The sequence below is a fragment of the Kluyvera georgiana genome (assembly GCF_050990895.1).
Taxonomy (GTDB): Bacteria; Pseudomonadota; Gammaproteobacteria; order Enterobacterales; family Enterobacteriaceae; genus Kluyvera; species Kluyvera georgiana.
The window spans coordinates 3,154,428-3,173,165 of record NZ_CP158865.1 but is presented as its reverse complement, the minus strand read 5'-3'; the positions used below and the strand labels follow the sequence as shown (position 1 = coordinate 3,173,165).

Below are 18,738 nucleotides of genomic sequence, written 5' to 3'. Positions count from 1 at the left end.
TGAACGGTGACGAGTCCAAACAGGAGCAACATGAATTATCGTATTATTCCGGTGACTGCGTTCGCGCAAAACTGTTCATTGATCTGGTGCGAGCAAACGAAACTGGCGGCGTTGGTCGATCCGGGCGGCGATGCCGAAACCATCAAGCAGCAGGTTGCAGAAGCGGGCGTGACGTTGCAGCAAATTTTGCTGACTCATGGTCATCTCGATCATGTGGGGGCGGCGGCTGAACTGGCGCAGCACTACGGGGTGCCGATTATCGGGCCGGAAAAAGAAGATGAATTCTGGTTGCAGGGGTTGCCCGCGCAAAGCCGGATGTTTGGCCTTGAGGACTGCCAGCCGTTGACGCCGGACCGCTGGCTGAACGAAGGGGATACGGTGAGCGTCGGCAACGTGAAGCTGCAGGTGCTGCACTGTCCGGGGCATACGCCGGGGCATGTCGTCTTCTTTGATGACCAGGCGCGTTTGCTGATCTCGGGTGACGTGCTGTTTAAAGGTGGCGTAGGGCGCAGTGACTTCCCACGTGGCGATCACACGCAGTTGATTGATGCGATTAAGCGCAAGCTGCTGCCGTTAGGCGATGACGTGAAGTTTATTGCGGGCCATGGCCCAATGTCGACGCTGGGTTATGAGCGTCTGCATAATCCATTCCTGCAGGATGAACTGCCAGTGTGGTAATCTCAGAATAATAAAAAGGCCGCGAATGCGGCCTTTTTTGTCCCTGAAGGGAAGCTTCTGTTACAGGACGGCGACGATGGCTTCGCACAGCGGCGCCATGTTGTCCGGCGTCATGCCCGCCACGTTGATACGGCCAGAAGCGACGGCATAAATACCGAACTCTTCACGCAGGCGCAGTACCTGCTCTTTGGTCAGACCGCTGAACGAGAACATACCGTTCTGCTTCGTGATGAAGGTGAAATCACGGCTCGCGCCTTTCTCCTGCAACGTATTAACGAACAGCAGACGCATGCGCTGAATGCGCTGACGCATATCGGTCAGCTCTTGTTCCCAGATGGCGCGCAGCGCGTCGTTGCTGAGAATGGTCGCAACAACGGCAGCGCCGTGTGCCGGCGGGTTAGAGTAGTTCGCGCGAATCACGGCTTTCAGCTGGCTGAAGGCGCGATCGGCGGTGTCGGCATCGGCTGTGACCAGGGTGCAGGCGCCAACGCGTTCGTTGTACAGGCCGAAGTTTTTCGAGTAGGAGCTCGCCACAATCAGCTCTTTGTGCAGCGCGGCAAATGCGCGCAGGCCTTCGGCATCTTCTTCCAGACCGCGAGCAAAGCCCTGGTAGGCGAAGTCAAACAGCGGCAGCCAACCTTTTTCAATCGACAGATTTGCCAGCTGTTGCCACTGCTCCAGCGTCGGGTCGATACCGGTTGGGTTATGGCAGCAGCCATGGAACAGCACCACGTCACCCGCCTGGGCTTCATTCAGGCTCGCCAGCAGGCCGTCGAAGTTGAGGGCATGCTTTTCCGCATCGTAGTAATCATATTCGCGTACTTCCAGGCCCGCAGCGCCAAAGACGCTCTTGTGGTTCGGCCAGCTTGGGTTGCTGACCCAAACGCGCTTCACGTCAGTGTTTTTTGCGAGGAAATCCGCCGCTACGCGCAGTGCGCCTGTGCCGCCTGGGGTCTGAGCGGTGCGCGCGCGTTTGTCACTAATGATGCTGTTGCCTTTGCCAAACAGCAGCTCCTGCGTGCAGCGACCAAACTCAGGAATACCATCAATACCGAGATAGTTTTTGGTGGTCTCATTCTCCAGCAGATACTGCTCAGCTTTTTTAACGCTGGTCAGCACCGGCGTCTTGCCGGTCTCATCTTTATAAACACCAATCCCGAGATTGATTTTTCCCGGGCGTTCGTCGGCGCGAAACAGATCGGCCAGGCCCAGAATTGGGTCGGCAGGGGCGGCTGTAATGTTCTCAAACATGACGAGGTTCCATTAATAAGTTCGGGGGAAATCCGCTATCAGGTTAACGGTAGATTTACAAAATGCCAACCGTTAGAGACTAAAAGCGCGAAGCTTTTCAAAAGTTACGATCTTCCTCTTTAGAACGCAAAAAAGCAGGACCGAAGTCCTGCTCTTGAGGCATATAGCAGTGAGGGTCTGCTGATTAGAACTGGTAAACGATACCAACAGCAGCCTGATCGTCGGTTCCCTGCTTGGTGGCAGCAGAGTACGCGTTGTCGTCCAGCAGGTTGAACTTGTACGCCGCGTAGACGTTCATGTTCTTGTTGAAGTAGTACCAGGTGCCCAGTTCGATGTATTTAACCAGGTCAGCATCGCCGCCTTTGAAGTCGCCACGGCCAATCAGGTCTTTACCTTTGGACTGTACGTAGCCCAGGGACGGACGCAGACCGAAGTCGAACTGATACTGAACAACAGCTTCGAAGTTCTGAGTTTTGTTTGCGAAGTTGTTGTCCGGCTCGCGGGTCATGTTCAGCGTTTCAGCGTACATTACCGCAGCGTAGATGTTGTTTGCGTCGTATTTCGCAGCAGTAGACCAAGCTTCTGCTTTGCTGCCGCCAGCGCTCGCCCAAGTGTGAGTGGTGCCATTGAAGGTAGAGCTGCCCGGGTTAACCTGGTCGTTGGTACGGTCTGCAACTTCATAACCTGCTGCCAGCGCGATGCCGTTGCCGAAATCATACTGTACAGAGGTGCTGAAGCCGTCGCCGTTCGCTTTCGCGCCGTTGCCGCCGTAGCCAAGGCTTTCCAGCGCGCCGGTTTTGTCGTTGTAGGTCGCTGCAACCGGGTTGCTACGATCGTTTTTACCCTGGTACTGCAGCGCGAAGCTCAGGCCTTCAACCAGACCGAAGAAATCGCTGTTACGGTAGGTCAGCAGGCCAGAAGAACGACCGTTCATGAAGTTGTCGGTAGCAGCCCAGGAATCGCCGCCCCACTCAACCAGCATATCGGTGTAAGCTGCGACGTCGTAGATAGCGCCGTAGTTACGACCGTAGTCCAGAGAACCCGCGTCGCCAAATTTCAGACCGGCGAACGCCAGACGGGTTTTAGTCCCCTGGGAGCCTTCCGCATTGGAGGCATCCATGTTGTATTCCCACTGACCGTAGCCCACCAGCTGATCGTTGATCTGGGTTTCGCCTTTGAAGCCGATACGGGCATAGGTGGTGTCTTCGTTGCTGGTGTCGCCGTTGGTGGTCCAAATGTGTTCACCAACTGCTTTACCGTAGAAGTCCAGTTTGTTGGCATTCTTGTTGTAGATTTCTGCAGCATTTGCTGCACCAGCTACCAGCAGGGCAGGGATTACCACTGCCAGGATATTACGCTTCATCATTATTTATTACCCTCATTAGGTTTTTTTTATAGACACTCGCCACTGCCGCCAATTACTTCCGTCAATAAAAATTTACGGAACTATTGATGATAGTTTGGTGTCTTTATGTGTCTGAGAGGCATCTTTCCATTCAAAACATACTTTCGCCACACTGAAAATGCTACAAACATCGAGAATAAGTAAGCAAAAGAAATAATGTGTAACTAAATATTAATTTTGAGGAACTTTGTGAACTAACTCAAAATTCTGAGGTGTGCGCGGATTATTTGACCTTTCCTTTATCTATCAATATGAATTTCTTATCTTTTATTTGTATAATGCTTTTTCTTATCGCACAGAGCGGATGTGTGATCATTTCGTTATGATATTTTTTAGCCATCCAGATAGCTGTTGTTTTGGATAAAAAATGTGCTATGGCTTAGGTGATTTCCTGACTGCAATAAAAAATTGAGTGTTTTTTGTACGAAGTTATTGCCGGGAAATGTGATGTAACAAACTGCGCGGCGTAGAGGCTTGAAGTTTAGGTTTGTTAAAATTAATAAAGATTTCTTTACATGTGCAGGTAAAAAAAGGCCAGCGCGAGCGGCTGGCCTTGAGGATAATACGGCTTTAGAAGCTGGCGTTGCGTGGCGTTCTCGGGAACGGAATCACGTCGCGCACGTTCTGTACGCCAGTGACGTAGGCGATCAGACGTTCGAAGCCCAGACCGAAACCTGAATGCGGCACGGTACCGTAGCGACGCAGGTCGCGATACCACCAGTAGTCTTCTTTGTTCAGACCCATTTCAGCCATACGGGCGTCAAGCACGTCCAGACGCTCTTCACGCTGAGAACCGCCGATGATCTCGCCAATGCCAGGTGCCAGTACGTCCATTGCGGCAACGGTTTTGCCATCGTCGTTAAGACGCATATAGAAGGCTTTGATCTCCTTCGGATAGTTTTTCACGACCACCGGTGCTTTGAAGTGCTCTTCCGCCAGATAACGTTCATGCTCAGAGGAAAGGTCTACGCCCCAGTACACCGGGTTTTCAAACTGTTTGCCACAGTTTTCCAGGATGGTGACCGCGTCGGTGTAGTCAACCTGCGCGAAGTCGGCGGAAACGAAACGTTGCAGACGATCGATAGCGTCTTTATCTACGCGCTCGGCGAAGAACTTCATGTCGTCCGCGCGTTCTTCGAGAACGGCTTTAAAGACGTACTTCAGCATGGCTTCTGCCAGACGGGCGTTATCTTCCAGATCGGCAAATGCCACTTCCGGCTCCAGCATCCAGAACTCCGCCAGGTGACGGCTGGTGTTGGAGTTTTCTGCGCGGAAGGTAGGGCCGAAGGTGTAGATCTTCGACAGAGCGCAGGCATAGGTTTCACCGTTCAACTGACCGGAAACGGTCAGGAAGGCTTCTTTGCCAAAGAAATCTTTGTCGTAATCCACTTTGCCCTGATCGTTACGCGGCAGGTTTTCCATATCCAGCGTAGACACGCGGAACATTTCGCCTGCGCCTTCAGTATCGGAAGCGGTAATCAGCGGGGTGGAAACCCAGAAGAAGCCCTGCTCGTCGAAGAAACGGTGCAGCGCCTGCGCCAGCGTGTGGCGAACGCGGGCGACCGCGCCAATCAGGTTGGTGCGCGGACGCATATGCGCCACTTCACGCAGATACTCGATGCTGTGGCGTTTCGCCGCCATCGGGTAGGTATCCGGATCTTCAACCCAGCCGGTCACTTCCACGTTAGAGGCCTGAATTTCAAAGCTCTGGCCCTGACCCTGAGACGCCACAACTTTACCGGTGACGATCACCGAGCAGCCGGTGGTCAGACGCAGGACTTCGTCATTGTAATTGGGCAGAGAATTATTAATAACGGCCTGTACAGGATCAAAGCAGGAACCGTCATAGACGGCCAGGAAGGAAAAGCCAGCTTTTGAATCTCGGCGGGTACGTACCCAGCCGCGCACGGTGACTTCGCTGTCAACGGCTACGCGGCCCTGGAGTACGTCGGCTACAGGCACAACGCTCATAATAGTCTCTCTATTCGTAGTCCAATAAAAAAATCGTTTTTCCCCGGAACGGCGGGGGGATATCTATGTTACCTGTCATCTTCCATCAGACAAGTAGAATTCGCACAAGGAAGGGGTGTTTTAAGAAATAAATAAAGAAGAAGGGAGCCGCCCGGGCTCCCTTTGGTGATTAACTGGCCTTTTTGATCTGCGGGAGATCAAATGCTTTACGTAATGCGCGAACAAATGCTTTATCGTGACAAATGGTTTTCCCAGGGCTGTCGGAGAGTTTTGCCACCGGTTTGCCGTTGCACTCAACCAGCTTGATAACGATATTGAGCGGTTTAACCTGTGGGATATCGCAGGTCAAACGCGTGCCAATACCAAAGCTGAGATTGATGCGCGGTGAGAAGTGGCGATACAGCTCAATGGCTTTCGGCAGATCGAGATTGTCGGAAAACACCAGCACTTTCTCGCGTGGGTCGATACCGAGCTTTTGATAATGTTTGATCGCCTTCTCGCCCCATTCAAACGGGTCGCCGGAGTCGTGGCGCAAACCCTGATAACGCGTGGCGAATTCCGGGCCGAAGTCACGCAGGAAGGCGTCCATGGTAATGCAGTCGGTCAGGGCGATGCCGAGCCGATCGGGATATTCTTCCAGCCAGGCGGCCAGCGCCGCACGCTGGCTGGTCGCCAGATCCGGGCTGATTTGCTGATGCGCCTGGAACCACTCGTGTGCCTGGGTACCCATTGGCGTCAGAGTCAGGCGACGCGCCAGATCGTAGTTGCTGGTGCCCACAAACCATGGCTCCTGACGGAGACGGCTGACGATGGCTTCCTGGACTTCGCGGGAGAAGCGGCGGCGGGTGCCAAAGTCCATCAGTTTGAAAGCGGACATATCAAGGTCGGCCGTCAGCTGATTAAAGCCGGCCAGCTTATGTTCCAGCATTTCCAGCGCCTGCGGGACGCCGTTTTCCGGAGAACGATAGCGGTGAACCAGCTCGCTAATCACTGCCAGCAGCGGCACTTCCCACATGATCACTTCACGCCACGGGCCTTCAAGGCGGATATTCAGCTTACCGTTCTCGTTGGTGACGGTAACCTGTTGTGGATCGTAGCGGAAATCACGCAGCCAGTTCAGGTAGTCCTGCTTAAAGAAAGGCAGACCGGACAGCCAGTGGTATTCATCATCACGCAGCGTGAGTGAACGCATGGCTTCGACTTGTTCGCGAATGGCGTCAGCATAAATGCCCAGCAGATCGTCACCACGGCAGCGGAATTCCGCCGCGACGTTAACGTCGTAGTAGTGGTGGAAAACGGCCTGCTGCATATGCAGTTTGTAGGCATCTGTATCCAGCAACGAGTGCAGAACAGGAGAAGCGAATTGTGTCATGGTGCGCAGTAGCATCCTCTCACAGGAGCGTTTAGTACAATAAACAACAGGGGAGAATGGCTGGAGTATACCTTGTTTAACGATTTATTGAACCCCGATCACACCATATGGCACGAAGCGCCACTCCGGCGTTTTGTGCGGCATGTTGCGTAAATGTATCTATTTTCCCTATTTGACTGGAAAAGATGAAGATTCTGCATAGCGCGTTTAACACAACAGGAATAGACTGGAGGTGACATTTACAAAAGATGCTAAAGGTTTTTTATGACACAACAGCCCCAAGCCAAGTACCGCCACGACTACCGTGCGCCGGACTACCTGATCAGTGATATCGACCTGGCCTTTGACCTGGATGCCGCAAAAACCGTTGTGACCGCGGAAAGCCAGGTTTCCCGTCACGCAGCGTCTGATGTGCCGCTACGTCTGAACGGTGAGGACCTCACGCTGGTCTCCATTCATGTTAACGGTGCGCCGTGGGCCGACTATAAAGAAGAAGAGAACCATCTGGTTATCTCCGGCCTGCCTGAGCGTTTTACGCTGAAGATTGTCAATGAAATCAGCCCGGCGGCGAATACTGCGCTGGAAGGGCTCTATCAGTCCGGTGAAGCGCTGTGTACCCAATGCGAGGCCGAAGGCTTCCGCCATATTACCTGGTATCTCGACCGCCCGGACGTGCTGGCGCGCTTTACCACCAAAATTACCGCCGATAAGAGCAAATATCCGTTCCTGCTGTCCAACGGCAACCGTATTGCCGAAGGTGAGCTGGATAACGGGCGTCACTGGGTACAGTGGCAGGATCCGTTCCCGAAACCCTGCTATCTGTTTGCGCTGGTGGCGGGCGATTTCGACGTGCTGCGCGATACCTTCAAAACCCGCTCCGGGCGCGAAGTGGCGCTGGAACTGTTCGTTGACCGCGGCAACCTTGATCGCGCGCCGTGGGCAATGACCTCGCTGAAAAACTCCATGAAGTGGGATGAAGAGCGCTTTGGCCTCGAATACGATCTCGACATCTATATGATCGTTGCCGTCGACTTCTTTAATATGGGCGCGATGGAGAATAAAGGGCTGAACGTCTTTAACTCCAAATACGTGCTGGCGCGTACCGATACCGCGACGGATAAAGATTATCTCGATATTGAACGCGTGATTGGTCATGAGTATTTCCATAACTGGACCGGCAACCGCGTGACCTGCCGCGACTGGTTCCAGTTAAGCCTGAAAGAAGGCCTGACCGTGTTCCGCGATCAGGAGTTCAGCTCCGACCTGGGCTCCCGCGCGGTTAACCGCATCAGCAACGTACGTACCATGCGCGGCCTGCAGTTTGCTGAAGACGCCAGCCCAATGGCGCACCCGATCCGTCCGGACAAAGTTATTGAAATGAATAACTTCTATACCCTGACGGTGTATGAGAAAGGGGCAGAAGTTATCCGTATGCTGCACACGCTGCTGGGCGAAGAGAACTTCCAGAAGGGGATGCAGCTGTACTTTGAGCGTCACGACGGCAGCGCGGCTACCTGCGACGACTTCGTGCAGGCGATGGAAGATGCTTCCAACATCGACCTCTCTCATTTCCGCCGCTGGTATAGCCAGGCCGGTACGCCGATTGTCAGCGTGCACGACGACTACAATCCGGAAACCGAGCAGTACACCTTAACCATCCGCCAGCGCACACCAGCCACGGCCGAGCAGGAGGAGAAATACCCGCTGCACATTCCGTTCGATATCGAACTGTACGATAACGAAGGTAAGGTGATCCCGCTGCAGAAAGATGGTCATCCGGTGCACCACGTGCTAAACGTGACCCAGGCCGAGCAGACGTTTGTGTTCGATAACGTTTACTTCCAGCCGGTGCCGTCGCTGCTGCGTGAATTCTCCGCGCCGGTGAAGCTGGAATATAAATGGAGCGATCAGCAACTCACCTTCCTGATGCGCCATGCGCGTAATGATTTCTCTCGCTGGGACGCCGCGCAAAGCCTGTTGGCGACCTATATTAAGCTGAACGTGGCTCGTCATCAGCAGGGGCAACCGCTGTCGCTACCGGTTCACGTGGCCGACGCGTTCCGCGCCATTCTGCTGGATGAGAAGATTGATCCGGCGCTGGCCGCGGAAATTCTGACCCTGCCATCCGCCAGCGAAATCGCGGAACTGTTTGAGATTATTGACCCGATTGCCATTGCCGCAGTGCGCGAAGCGCTGACCCGCACGCTGGCTACCGAGCTGGCGGACGAGTGTCTGGCAGTCTACAACGCCAATAAACTCGACAGCTATCGCGTAGAGCATGCGGACATCGGCAAGCGCGCGCTGCGTAACACCTGCCTGCGCTATCTGGCGTTTGGCGATCGCGATCTGGGTAACAAGCTGGTGAGCGAGCAATACCATCACGCGGACAACATGACCGACGCGCTGGCCGCGCTGTCTGCAGCCGTCGCAGCCGAACTGCCTTGCCGTGATGCGCTGATGCAGGAGTATGATGACAAGTGGCATCATGATGGTCTGGTAATGGATAAGTGGCTGATTCTGCAAGCGACCAGCCCGGCAGATGACGTGCTGGCGACGGTGCGCAAGCTGTTGAACCATCGCTCATTCAGCATGAATAACCCGAACCGTATTCGCTCGCTGATTGGTGCCTTTGCCGGCAGCAACCCGGCTGCGTTCCACGCAGAAGACGGCAGCGGCTACCAGTTCCTGGTCGAAATGTTGACCGAACTGAACAGCAAAAACCCGCAGGTGGCCTCGCGTCTGATTGAGCCGCTGATCCGCCTGAAACGCTATGATGCAAAACGTCAGGCGCTGATGCGTTCTGCGCTGGAGCAGTTGAAAGGGCTGGAGAATCTCTCCGGGGATCTGTACGAGAAGATTGCGAAAGCATTAGCCTGACTGTCACCCGGACGAGGCGTTAACGCTGACTCCGGGGCACACGATGCGGGTTCCCCGGCGTTGTTTCGCTTGGCCGGGCAACCTTAATACAAACAAAAACGCCGCTGGTTTTTCCCTGCGGCGTTTTTTTTATCAAACATGTGCGGTCTGTCGAGCTGCGCTTAACGTGGGAACCTGGATGTCTCGCCGGTGTAGCGCCTGCCAGAAGGTCTCCAGCGCGCTGTCCAGACGGGTGTGCAGATTTGGGCTGAACTGCGGCTTATGCTGATAATCGGTGACCTGGCTGTCATCGGCAAACACCCCCTGCAAAATCTCCTGTGCTTTCAGCGCATTGAGAACCGGCTTAAGGGCATAATCGACCGCCAACATATGGGCAACGGTGCCGCCGGTCGCCAGCGGTAAAACCACTTTTCCTTCCAGCGCGCGCTCCGGCAGGAGATCGAGCAGCGCCTTTAACGCGCCGGCAAAAGAGGCCTTATAGACTGGCGTGGCGATGATTAAACCGTCTGCATGAGCCAGCTGTTCGGTCAGCGTTTGCAGTGCTGGGCTGTCGAAACGCGCGTGGAAGAGATCCTCCGGCGCAAAATTCTGCAAATGCCAGTGGAATACTTCAACATCCGCCGCGGAAAGTTTCTCACGTGCGTACTCCAGCAGAGCGCTGGAACGAGAGGGGAAACGCGGGCTTCCGGCTAAAGTAATGACGCGCATACTCACTCCTTATAACTAAAAATACACATTAATTTAAAATTGATAACATTTGTCTCAGTGTCTCAAAGGTCGTCAGGTGCGCGAAATACTTTTTCCAACGTAGGATTACCAGAAAATGCATATGGCGGGGGAGGTATATAAAGGAGAGAAGGAAAACGATTGCGCTTTTTTTGCCGCAGGTCAATTCCCTTTCTGTGCGAGATCGCACATAATACGCCCCCGGTTTGCACACCGGGAATCCAGGAGAGTTCATGTACTATCCCTTCGTTCGTAAAGCACTTTTTCAGCTCGATCCAGAGCGCGCTCATGAATTAACGTTTCAACAATTACGCCGTGTCACCGGTACGCCGCTGGAAGCCCTTGTGCGTCAGAAAGTACCGGAAAAGCCGGTTACCTGCATGGGGCTGACGTTCAAAAATCCCCTGGGTTTGGCTGCGGGTCTGGATAAAGACGGGGAATGTATTGATGCCCTGGGCGCCATGGGATTTGGCTCGATCGAGATCGGCACCGTTACGCCGCGCCCGCAGCCGGGTAACGATAAGCCGCGCCTGTTCCGCCTCGTTGACGCCGAAGGGTTGATTAACCGTATGGGCTTCAATAACCACGGCGTTGACAACCTGGTCGAAAACGTTAAAAAAGCGCATTTCGACGGTATTCTGGGGATTAATATCGGTAAGAATAAAGATACCCCTGTTGAGCATGGCAAAGATGACTATCTGATTTGTATGGAAAAAATCTATGCCTACGCCGGTTATATTGCGATTAATATCTCATCGCCAAATACCCCAGGCCTGCGCACGCTGCAATATGGAGATGCACTCGACGATCTCCTTTCTGGTATTAAAAATAAACAATCTGAGCTGCAGGAAAAACACCATAAATATGTTCCTGTGGCGGTGAAGATCGCGCCGGATCTTTCTCATGAAGAGTTGATCCAGGTGGCCGACAGTTTAATCCGACATAATATTGATGGGGTCATTGCCACCAATACGACATTGGATCGTTCGCTGGTTCAAGGGATGAAACATTGTGATGAAACCGGTGGTTTAAGCGGTCGTCCATTACAATTAAAAAGTACCGAAATTATTCGTATGCTGTCGGCTGAATTAAAAGGCCAACTGCCTATTATTGGCGTCGGCGGTATCGATTCGGTGATGGCGGCCCGCGAGAAGATGGCGGCCGGTGCATCGCTGGTGCAGATTTATTCCGGTTTTATTTTTAAAGGCCCGCCGCTGATTAAAGAAATCGTCACCCACATCTAGTCTTTTTCTCGGTAATGTGATCCAGGGCTTTATTTCCGGCCCTGGTTGCTTTATATTTCCTCATTGTTGCTTATTTAAACATATTGGTCTTTTATTATTTAGGGCGACAATTAACGCAATGGAAGAACAAACGCTGCACGGGATGCAAAAATGATGGGGGAGAAAAATGCGAATTAAACCTGATGATAACTGGCGCTGGTATTATGATGAAGAGCACGATCGTATGATGCTCGATTTAGCCAACGGCATGTTGTTTCGCTCGCGTTTTGCTCGCCGCATGTTAACCCCCGATGCGTTTGAACCCACCGGATTTTGCGTGGATGACGCCGCGCTCTATTTCTCCTTTGAAGAAAAATGTCGCGATCTGCTGCTGTCTAAAGAGCATCGCGCCGAGCTAATTCTTAACGCCCTGGTGGCGATTCGTTTCCTGAAGCCCCAAATGCCGAAAAGCTGGCACTTCCGCGCCCATGATAATGGCTGGGTACCGGTGACCGGCGATGCGGCCAGCGTCTGGCTGAGCGATGACGATAGTCAGGTTAATTTACTGGTCGTTGAGCCGGGTGAAAACGCTGCACTCTGTCTGCTGGCGCAGCCTGGGCTGGTATTGGCCGGGCGCACGATGCAACTCGGCGACCCGATCAAAATTATGAACGACAGGCTGCAACCCCAGCCAGGGCTGGACGGTTACAGCCTGGAGCAGGCGGTTTAACGGCTCAGTTTTAGCGCCGTTTTGGGAACACAGCTACAGCTCAAAATGGTGCCGTCGGTGCCTACCGCACTTTTCTTCAACGGACTCACTTCTCCTTCGATCAGCGTCACGCGGCAGCTGCCGCACAGGCCCGCGCGGCAGGAGTAGGGTACGCGAATACCCTGCTGCTCAAGCTGTTCCAGTAAAATTTGCTGATTATTTCCGCTGAAGGTTTTCCCTTCCCACGCAATATCCACCAACGCATTTTGCTGAGCCTGAGGCGCGACGGTATCGTCGGTTTGCCCGGCGGTATAGACTTTTGCTGGCCCGGTGGTGAGGATTTCCACTTCATCACCCACGCGCACCACGCCGCTGTTACGGGCAATCAAATTCTGACCGAAATCGACGTCGCCGGTGGCCGGATCGGTACGGAACGACTGTAAGGTCCTTAGCGGCTCTCCGGCGGGGTGCTTTTGCCCTTTTTCCGGGCTGATGGTGGTAAAAATACAGCGGCTGCACGGTTTCACCACGTCAAAAACGACATCGCCAATGCGAACGGTTTTCCAGCTATCTTCAGCCCAGGCTTCAACGCCGGTCACCACCAGGTTCGGGCGGAACTGTTCCATTCGCACGCCGGCTTTGCAGCGTTGTTGCAGGTCGCGTAACGAAGCTTCGTTAACCAACAGGAACGGAAAACCATCGGCGAAGGAGAGCGGCACCGCATCGTGGCGTTTAACGCGACGCGTGAGATCATCACCAAGCCAGCGCAGCTGAACGTCGCGTTTAAAGAACGGCGAAAGCCACTGATTAATGGCATCCGGCGCGATACGCGAGGTAAACTGATTGCCCCATACTTCGGTCGGCGAAGGCTGGCCGCTGAAATCGGCGAAGCGCACCAGCGCGCTGCTGCCGTCGGGCGCGGTAAGGTGTAACCCATCACGCAGGACCGACGGGGTAAAGCGCACCATTGCCGGGAATTGTCGGGCGGTAATAAAGGTGCCATCGGGTTCGGTGATCATAAAAATGCGGTCAAATGCCAGCCCGCTAATATCAGCAAAGGCGTGCGTAAGCCCAATTCCCCGCATCGATTTCACCGGATGTATAAAAAGTCGCGATAACGTAGCCACAACACTGTCCCTGAGTCGAAAATAAGCCTTTAACTTTATGACATGGGGCGCAGATTGGCTATAATGCGCAACAATTTTCTGCGAGTAAAAGTGACGATATGAATTCTCTGTTTGCCAGTACGGCCCGTGGGCTGGAAGAGCTGTTAAAAACTGAACTGGAAGGCCTGGGCGCCCAAGAGTGCCAGATTGCCCAGGGCGGCGTCCATTTCCAGGGCGACACGCAGCTTCTGTACAAAAGCCTGATGTGGAGCCGCCTGGCGTCGCGCATCATGATGCCGCTGGGAGAATGTAGCGTCTGGAGCGATCTCGATCTTTATTTGGGCGTACAGGCTATCGACTGGACGTCGATCTTTACCCCTGATGCGACCTTTGCGGTCAGCTTTGGTGGCCTGAACGATAGCATTCGTAACAGTCAGTACGGTGCATTGAAGGTAAAAGATGCGATTGTCGATGCTTTTACGCGTAAAAACCTGCCGCGTCCGAATGTCGATCGTGACAATCCCGATCTGCGTATTAACGTGCGTCTCAACAAAGAGACGGCCTATATTTCTCTCGATCTGAGCGGCGAAGGTCTGCATCTGCGCGGCTATCGCGATCGCACCGGTATGGCGCCGATCAAAGAGAACCTGGCGGCGGCTATCGTGATGCGTTCTGGCTGGGTGCCGGGGACGCCGCTGCTCGATCCGATGTGCGGTTCCGGTACGCTGCTGATTGAAGCGGCAATGTGGGCCACCGATCGCGCGCCAGGGCTGCATCGCGGCCACTGGGGCTTTAGCGGTTGGGCACAGCACGACGACGCGGTCTGGAAAGAAGTGAAGGCCGACGCGCAGACCCGCGCACGTGCCGGGCTGGCGGCGTATGAATCCCACTTCTACGGTTCCGACGTGGACAGCCGCGTGGTTGAACTGGCGCGCAGCAACGCCCGCCGCGCCGGGATTGGCGAGCTGATTACCTTTGAAGTGAAAGACGTGGCGCAGCTGAGCAATCCGTTGCCGAAGGGGCCATACGGCACCGTTATCAGCAACCCGCCGTACGGCGAACGTCTGGAAAGCGAACCGGCGCTGATTGCGATGCACAGCCTGCTGGGCCGCAATATGAAAAACCAGTTTGGCGGCTGGAACCTGTCGCTGTTCAGCGCCTCTCCGGAATTGCTGAGCTGCCTGCAGCTGCGCGCCGAACGTCAATTTAAGGCGAAAAACGGCCCGCTGGACTGCGTGCAGAAAAACTATCATCTGACCGAATCTACCGGTGAAAAACCGGCGTCACTGGCGGAAGACTATGCCAACCGTCTGCGTAAAAACCTGAAAAAGTTTGAAAAGTGGGCGAAACAGGAGGGGATCGAATGCTATCGCCTGTACGATGCCGACCTGCCGGAATACAACGTGGCCGTTGACCGCTATGCCGATTGGGTGGTGGTGCAGGAGTATGCGCCGCCGAAAACCGTCGACGCGAACAAAGCGCGTCAGCGTCTGTTTGATATCATCGCCGCCACCATTGCGGTGCTGGGGATCGCGCCGAACAAGCTGGTACTGAAAACCCGTGAGCGCCAGAAAGGCAAGAACCAGTATCAGAAGATGAACGAGAAGGGCGACTTCATGCAGGTGAGCGAATATAACGCGCGTCTGTGGGTCAACCTGACCGACTATCTGGATACCGGCCTGTTCCTCGATCACCGTATTGCCCGTCGGATGCTCGGCGAGATGAGCAAAGGCAAAGACTTCCTCAACCTGTTCTCCTACACCGGTAGCGCCAGCGTGCATGCTGGTCTCGGCGGGGCACGCTCAACCACCACCGTCGATATGTCGCGTACCTATCTGGAGTGGGCGGAACGCAACCTGCGCCTGAACGGCCTGACCGGCCGCGCGCATCGCCTGATGCAGGCGGACGTGCTGGCGTGGCTGCGTGATACCGACGAACAGTTTGACGTGATCTTTATCGATCCACCGACTTTTTCTAACTCCAAGCGCATGGAAGATGCGTTTGACGTCCAGCGCGATCACCTGCGTTTGATGAAGGATCTAAAGCGTCTGCTGCGTAAAGGCGGCACTATCATGTTCTCCAACAACAAACGCGGCTTCCGTATGGACCACGACGGCCTGGCAGAGCTGGGACTGAAAGCACAAGATATTACCCAAAAAACGCAGTCGCAGGATTTCGCCCGTAACCGTCAGATCCACAACTGCTGGCTGATTACCGTAGCCTGAAAGGAATAAAGAATGTCATTGATTAGTATGCATGGCGCCTGGCTGTCGTTCAGCGATGCGCCGCTTCTCGACAACGCCGAACTGCACATTGAAGATAATGAGCGTGTTTGTCTGGTCGGCCGTAACGGCGCGGGCAAATCCACGCTGATGAAAATCCTCAACCGTGAGCAGGGTCTTGACGATGGGCGTATTGTCTACGAACAAGACCTGGTCGTGGCGCGCCTGCAGCAGGACCCGCCGCGTAACGTGCAGGGCAGCGTATATGATTTCGTTGCCGAAGGTATTGAAGAACAGGCGGAGTATCTCAAGCGCTATCACGATATCTCGCACCTGGTGATCACCGATCCGAGCGATAAAAATTTGCAGGAGCTGGCGAAGGTTCAGGAACAGTTGGATCACCACGGCCTGTGGCAACTCGAAAACCGCATCAACGAAGTGCTGGCGCAGCTGGGGCTGGAGCCGGACATGGAGCTGGCATCGCTGTCCGGCGGCTGGCTGCGTAAAGCGGCGCTGGGCCGCGCGCTGGTTAGCGCGCCGCGCGTGCTGCTGCTCGATGAACCGACGAACCACCTGGATATCGAAACCATCGACTGGCTGGAAGGTTTCCTGAAAACCTTTAAAGGCACGATTATCTTCATTTCGCACGACCGTTCGTTTATCCGCAATATGGCGACGCGTATCGTCGATCTCGATCGCGGTAAGCTGGTGACCTATCCGGGTAACTACGATCAGTACCTGATCGAGAAAGAAGAAGCGCTGCGCGTTGAAGAGCTGCAAAATGCCGAGTTCGATCGTAAGCTGGCGCAGGAAGAGGTGTGGATTCGCCAGGGCATTAAAGCGCGCCGTACCCGTAACGAAGGCCGCGTTCGCGCGTTGAAAGCGATGCGTAACGAACGCAGCGCCCGCCGCGAAGTCATGGGCAGTGCGAAGATGCAGGTGGAAGAGGCATCACGCTCCGGCAAAATCGTCTTTGAAATGGAAGACGTCAACTACCAGGTTGATGGCAAAGTGCTGGTGAAAGATTTCTCCGCTCAGGTACAGCGCGGCGATAAAATTGCGCTGATTGGGGCGAACGGTTGCGGTAAAACCACGCTGCTGAAGCTGATGCTGGGCCAGCTGCAGGCGGATAGCGGTCGTATTCACGTGGGTACCAAGCTGGAAGTCGCCTACTTCGATCAGCACCGTGCCGAGCTGGATCCGGACCGGACGGTGATGGATAACCTGGCGGAAGGTAAGCAGGAGGTGATGGTCAACGGTAAGCCGCGCCACGTGCTGGGCTATCTGCAGGACTTCTTGTTCCATCCGAAGCGGGCAATGACCCCGGTTCGCGCGCTGTCCGGCGGTGAACGTAACCGCCTGCTGCTGGCGCGTCTGTTCCTCAAGCCAAGTAATCTGTTGATTCTCGATGAACCGACCAACGACCTGGATGTCGAAACCCTTGAACTGCTGGAAGAGCTGATCGACGGTTATCAGGGCACGGTGCTGCTGGTGAGCCACGATCGTCAGTTTGTCGACAATACCGTCACCGAATGTTGGATCTTTGAAGGTGAAGGGCGCATTGGCCAGTATGTCGGCGGTTATCACGACGCGCGCGGTCAACAGTCTCAGTCGTTGGCGCAAAAGCAGACGAATGAGAAGAAAACGCCGGAAGTGGTTCAGGCAAAAGCAGAAACTGTCAAACGCGGCAGTAACAAACTAAGCTATAACCTGCAGCGCGAGCTGGAGCAGTTGCCGCAGAAGCTGGAAACGCTGGAGGCTGAGCTGGAAGCGTTACAAGCGCAGGTGGCTGACGCGGCATTCTTCAGCCAGCCGCACGATCACACGCAAAAAGTGTTGGCCGATCTGTCGAAAGCGGAGCAGGCTCTGGAAGAAGCGTTTGAACGATGGGAATATCTGGAAGCGTTGAAAAACGGCGCCTGATTGAGGACTTTTCATGTGCGATCAACATCATGCTGCGCAGCATATTCTGTGCTCTCAGTGCGACATGCTGGTGGCGTTGCCGCACCTTGAGCACCGACATAAGGCAACCTGTCCGCGCTGCGGAACAACGCTAACCACCGCCTGGGACGAGCCGAGACGCCGTCCCACCGCCTACGTACTGGTGGCGCTATTCATGCTGCTGCTGGCTAACCTTTTCCCGTTTATTAGTATGAACGTTGCGGGGGTGACCAGCCAGATTGAACTGCTGGAAATTCCCAGCGTCATGTTCTCGGAAGATTACGCCAGCCTCGGAACGTTTTTCCTGCTGTTTGTGCAACTGGTGCCGGCATTCTGTCTGATTACCATCCTGCTACTGGTGAACCGAGTGCCGATGCCAAATCGTCTGAAAGCGTTTCTGGCGCGCATTCTGTTCACGTTAAAAACGTGGGGGATGGCGGAAATCTTTCTCGCCGGGGTATTGGTGAGTTTTGTGAAATTGATGGCCTACGGCGATATTGGCGTGGGCAGCAGTTTTCTGCCCTGGTGTCTGTTTTGTTTACTTCAGCTTCGCACCTTCCAGTGCGTTGATCGGCGCTGGCTGTGGGACGATATTGCCCCGATGCCTGCGCTGGCGCAGCCGCTAAAGCCGGGAATCACCGGTATGCGTCAGGGGCTGCGCTCCTGTGCGTGTTGTACGGCAATTCTACCTGCCGAACAGCTCGAATGTCCGCGCTGTCACAGCAAAGGCCACGTCCGTCGTAAGAACAGCTTGCAGTGGACCATGGCGCTTCTGGTGACGTCTATCATCCTGTATCTCCCCGCGAATATTATGCCGATCATGATTACCGATCTGCTGGGCGATAAAATGCCGTCGACGATTATTGCTGGGGTGATTTTACTGTGGAGCGAAGGTTCATATCCGGTCGCGATGGTTATTTTTATCGCCAGCATCATGGTTCCAACGCTGAAGATGATCGCCATTGCCTGGCTGTGTCTGGACGCGAACGGCCTGAAACGGCGTCACCGTGACAGCGAGCGGATGCACCTAATCTACGAAGTGGTTGAATTTGTTGGCCGCTGGTCGATGATCGATGTGTTTGTCATCGCAGTGCTCTCCGCGCTGGTGCGCATTGGAGGGTTAATGAATATTTATCCGGCGATTGGCGCGCTGATGTTTGCGCTGGTTGTCATTATGACCATGTTCTCGGCAATGACGTTTGATCCTCGCCTGTCGTGGGATCGGGAACCTGAAGCAAGCCATGAGGAGTCGTAAAA

General features: G+C 54.5%; 13 protein-coding genes. 7 read left to right on the top strand and 6 right to left on the bottom strand.

Annotated features, from left to right (window positions below; genetic code table 11):
• Nucleotides 1-30: 30 nt before the first annotated feature.
• Nucleotides 31-678 (top strand): MBL fold metallo-hydrolase, encoded by a 648-nt coding sequence (locus tag ABTW00_RS15160; protein WP_433636228.1) that lies wholly within the window; start codon nt 31-33, stop codon nt 676-678.
• 60 nt (nt 679-738) lie between these two features.
• On the opposite strand, the gene ABTW00_RS15155 is transcribed toward ABTW00_RS15160, so the two are convergent.
• The 4 genes from ABTW00_RS15155 to pncB all read right to left on the bottom strand — a co-directional run bounded on the left by ABTW00_RS15155 (nt 739) and on the right by pncB (nt 6,677).
• Nucleotides 739-1,929: an amino acid aminotransferase gene (locus ABTW00_RS15155; RefSeq protein WP_271446946.1), complete on the bottom strand. Its 1,191-nt coding sequence runs from the start codon at nt 1,927-1,929 to the stop codon at nt 739-741.
• 184 nt (nt 1,930-2,113) lie between these two features.
• Nucleotides 2,114-3,295 (bottom strand): porin, encoded by a 1,182-nt coding sequence (locus tag ABTW00_RS15150; RefSeq protein ID WP_433636226.1) that lies wholly within the window; start codon nt 3,293-3,295, stop codon nt 2,114-2,116.
• 609 nt (nt 3,296-3,904) lie between these two features.
• The gene (gene asnS, locus ABTW00_RS15145; RefSeq protein WP_065355693.1) at nt 3,905-5,305 is read right to left on the bottom strand and encodes an asparagine--tRNA ligase; all 1,401 of its coding nucleotides are present in this window, start codon (nt 5,303-5,305) and stop codon (nt 3,905-3,907) included.
• Between the two features lie 169 nt (nt 5,306-5,474).
• Nucleotides 5,475-6,677: a nicotinate phosphoribosyltransferase gene (pncB, locus tag ABTW00_RS15140; RefSeq protein WP_433636225.1), complete on the bottom strand. Its 1,203-nt coding sequence runs from the start codon at nt 6,675-6,677 to the stop codon at nt 5,475-5,477.
• 264 nt (nt 6,678-6,941) lie between these two features.
• Between pncB and pepN the strand changes: the two genes are divergently transcribed.
• The gene (gene pepN, locus ABTW00_RS15135; protein ID WP_433636223.1) at nt 6,942-9,554 is read left to right on the top strand and encodes an aminopeptidase N; all 2,613 of its coding nucleotides are present in this window, start codon (nt 6,942-6,944) and stop codon (nt 9,552-9,554) included.
• A 132-nt stretch (nt 9,555-9,686) separates the two neighbouring features.
• Here the strand turns inward: pepN and ssuE are convergent, their stop codons facing one another.
• Nucleotides 9,687-10,262 carry an NADPH-dependent FMN reductase gene (ssuE, locus tag ABTW00_RS15130; protein WP_064548835.1) on the bottom strand — a complete coding sequence of 192 codons (576 nt, stop codon included), beginning with the start codon at nt 10,260-10,262 and terminating at the stop codon, nt 9,687-9,689.
• Between the two features lie 251 nt (nt 10,263-10,513).
• On the opposite strand from ssuE, the gene pyrD reads away from it, so the two are divergent.
• Together pyrD and zapC are read left to right on the top strand one after the other, a co-directional pair.
• Nucleotides 10,514-11,524 carry a quinone-dependent dihydroorotate dehydrogenase gene (gene pyrD / locus ABTW00_RS15125; RefSeq protein WP_064548837.1) on the top strand — a complete coding sequence of 337 codons (1,011 nt, stop codon included), beginning with the start codon at nt 10,514-10,516 and terminating at the stop codon, nt 11,522-11,524.
• 166 nt (nt 11,525-11,690) lie between these two features.
• A complete protein-coding gene (zapC, locus tag ABTW00_RS15120; protein ID WP_064548840.1) occupies nt 11,691-12,233 on the top strand; it encodes a cell division protein ZapC in 543 nt (180 codons plus the stop codon).
• On the opposite strand, the gene ABTW00_RS15115 is transcribed toward zapC, so the two are convergent.
• On the bottom strand, nt 12,230-13,339 hold the full coding sequence (locus tag ABTW00_RS15115; protein WP_064548842.1) for a YcbX family protein: 1,110 nt from the start codon (nt 13,337-13,339) through the stop codon (nt 12,230-12,232). The two genes, zapC and ABTW00_RS15115, sit on opposite strands and share 4 nt — an antisense overlap.
• A 98-nt stretch (nt 13,340-13,437) precedes the next feature.
• Between ABTW00_RS15115 and rlmKL the strand changes: the two genes are divergently transcribed.
• The 3 genes from rlmKL to pqiA are packed head-to-tail and all read left to right on the top strand — an operon-like array spanning nt 13,438 to nt 18,736.
• Nucleotides 13,438-15,543, top strand: coding sequence for a bifunctional 23S rRNA (guanine(2069)-N(7))-methyltransferase RlmK/23S rRNA (guanine(2445)-N(2))-methyltransferase RlmL (gene rlmKL / locus ABTW00_RS15110; RefSeq protein ID WP_433636220.1), 2,106 nt, complete (start codon nt 13,438-13,440; stop codon nt 15,541-15,543).
• A gap of 12 nt (nt 15,544-15,555) precedes the next feature.
• Complete coding sequence (locus tag ABTW00_RS15105) at nt 15,556-17,463, top strand: ABC transporter ATP-binding protein (protein ID WP_433636219.1); 1,908 nt, start codon at nt 15,556-15,558, stop codon at nt 17,461-17,463.
• Nucleotides 17,464-17,476: 13 nt separating this feature from the next.
• Nucleotides 17,477-18,736 carry a membrane integrity-associated transporter subunit PqiA gene (gene pqiA / locus ABTW00_RS15100; protein ID WP_064548848.1) on the top strand — a complete coding sequence of 420 codons (1,260 nt, stop codon included), beginning with the start codon at nt 17,477-17,479 and terminating at the stop codon, nt 18,734-18,736.
• Nucleotides 18,737-18,738 lie beyond the last annotated feature (2 nt).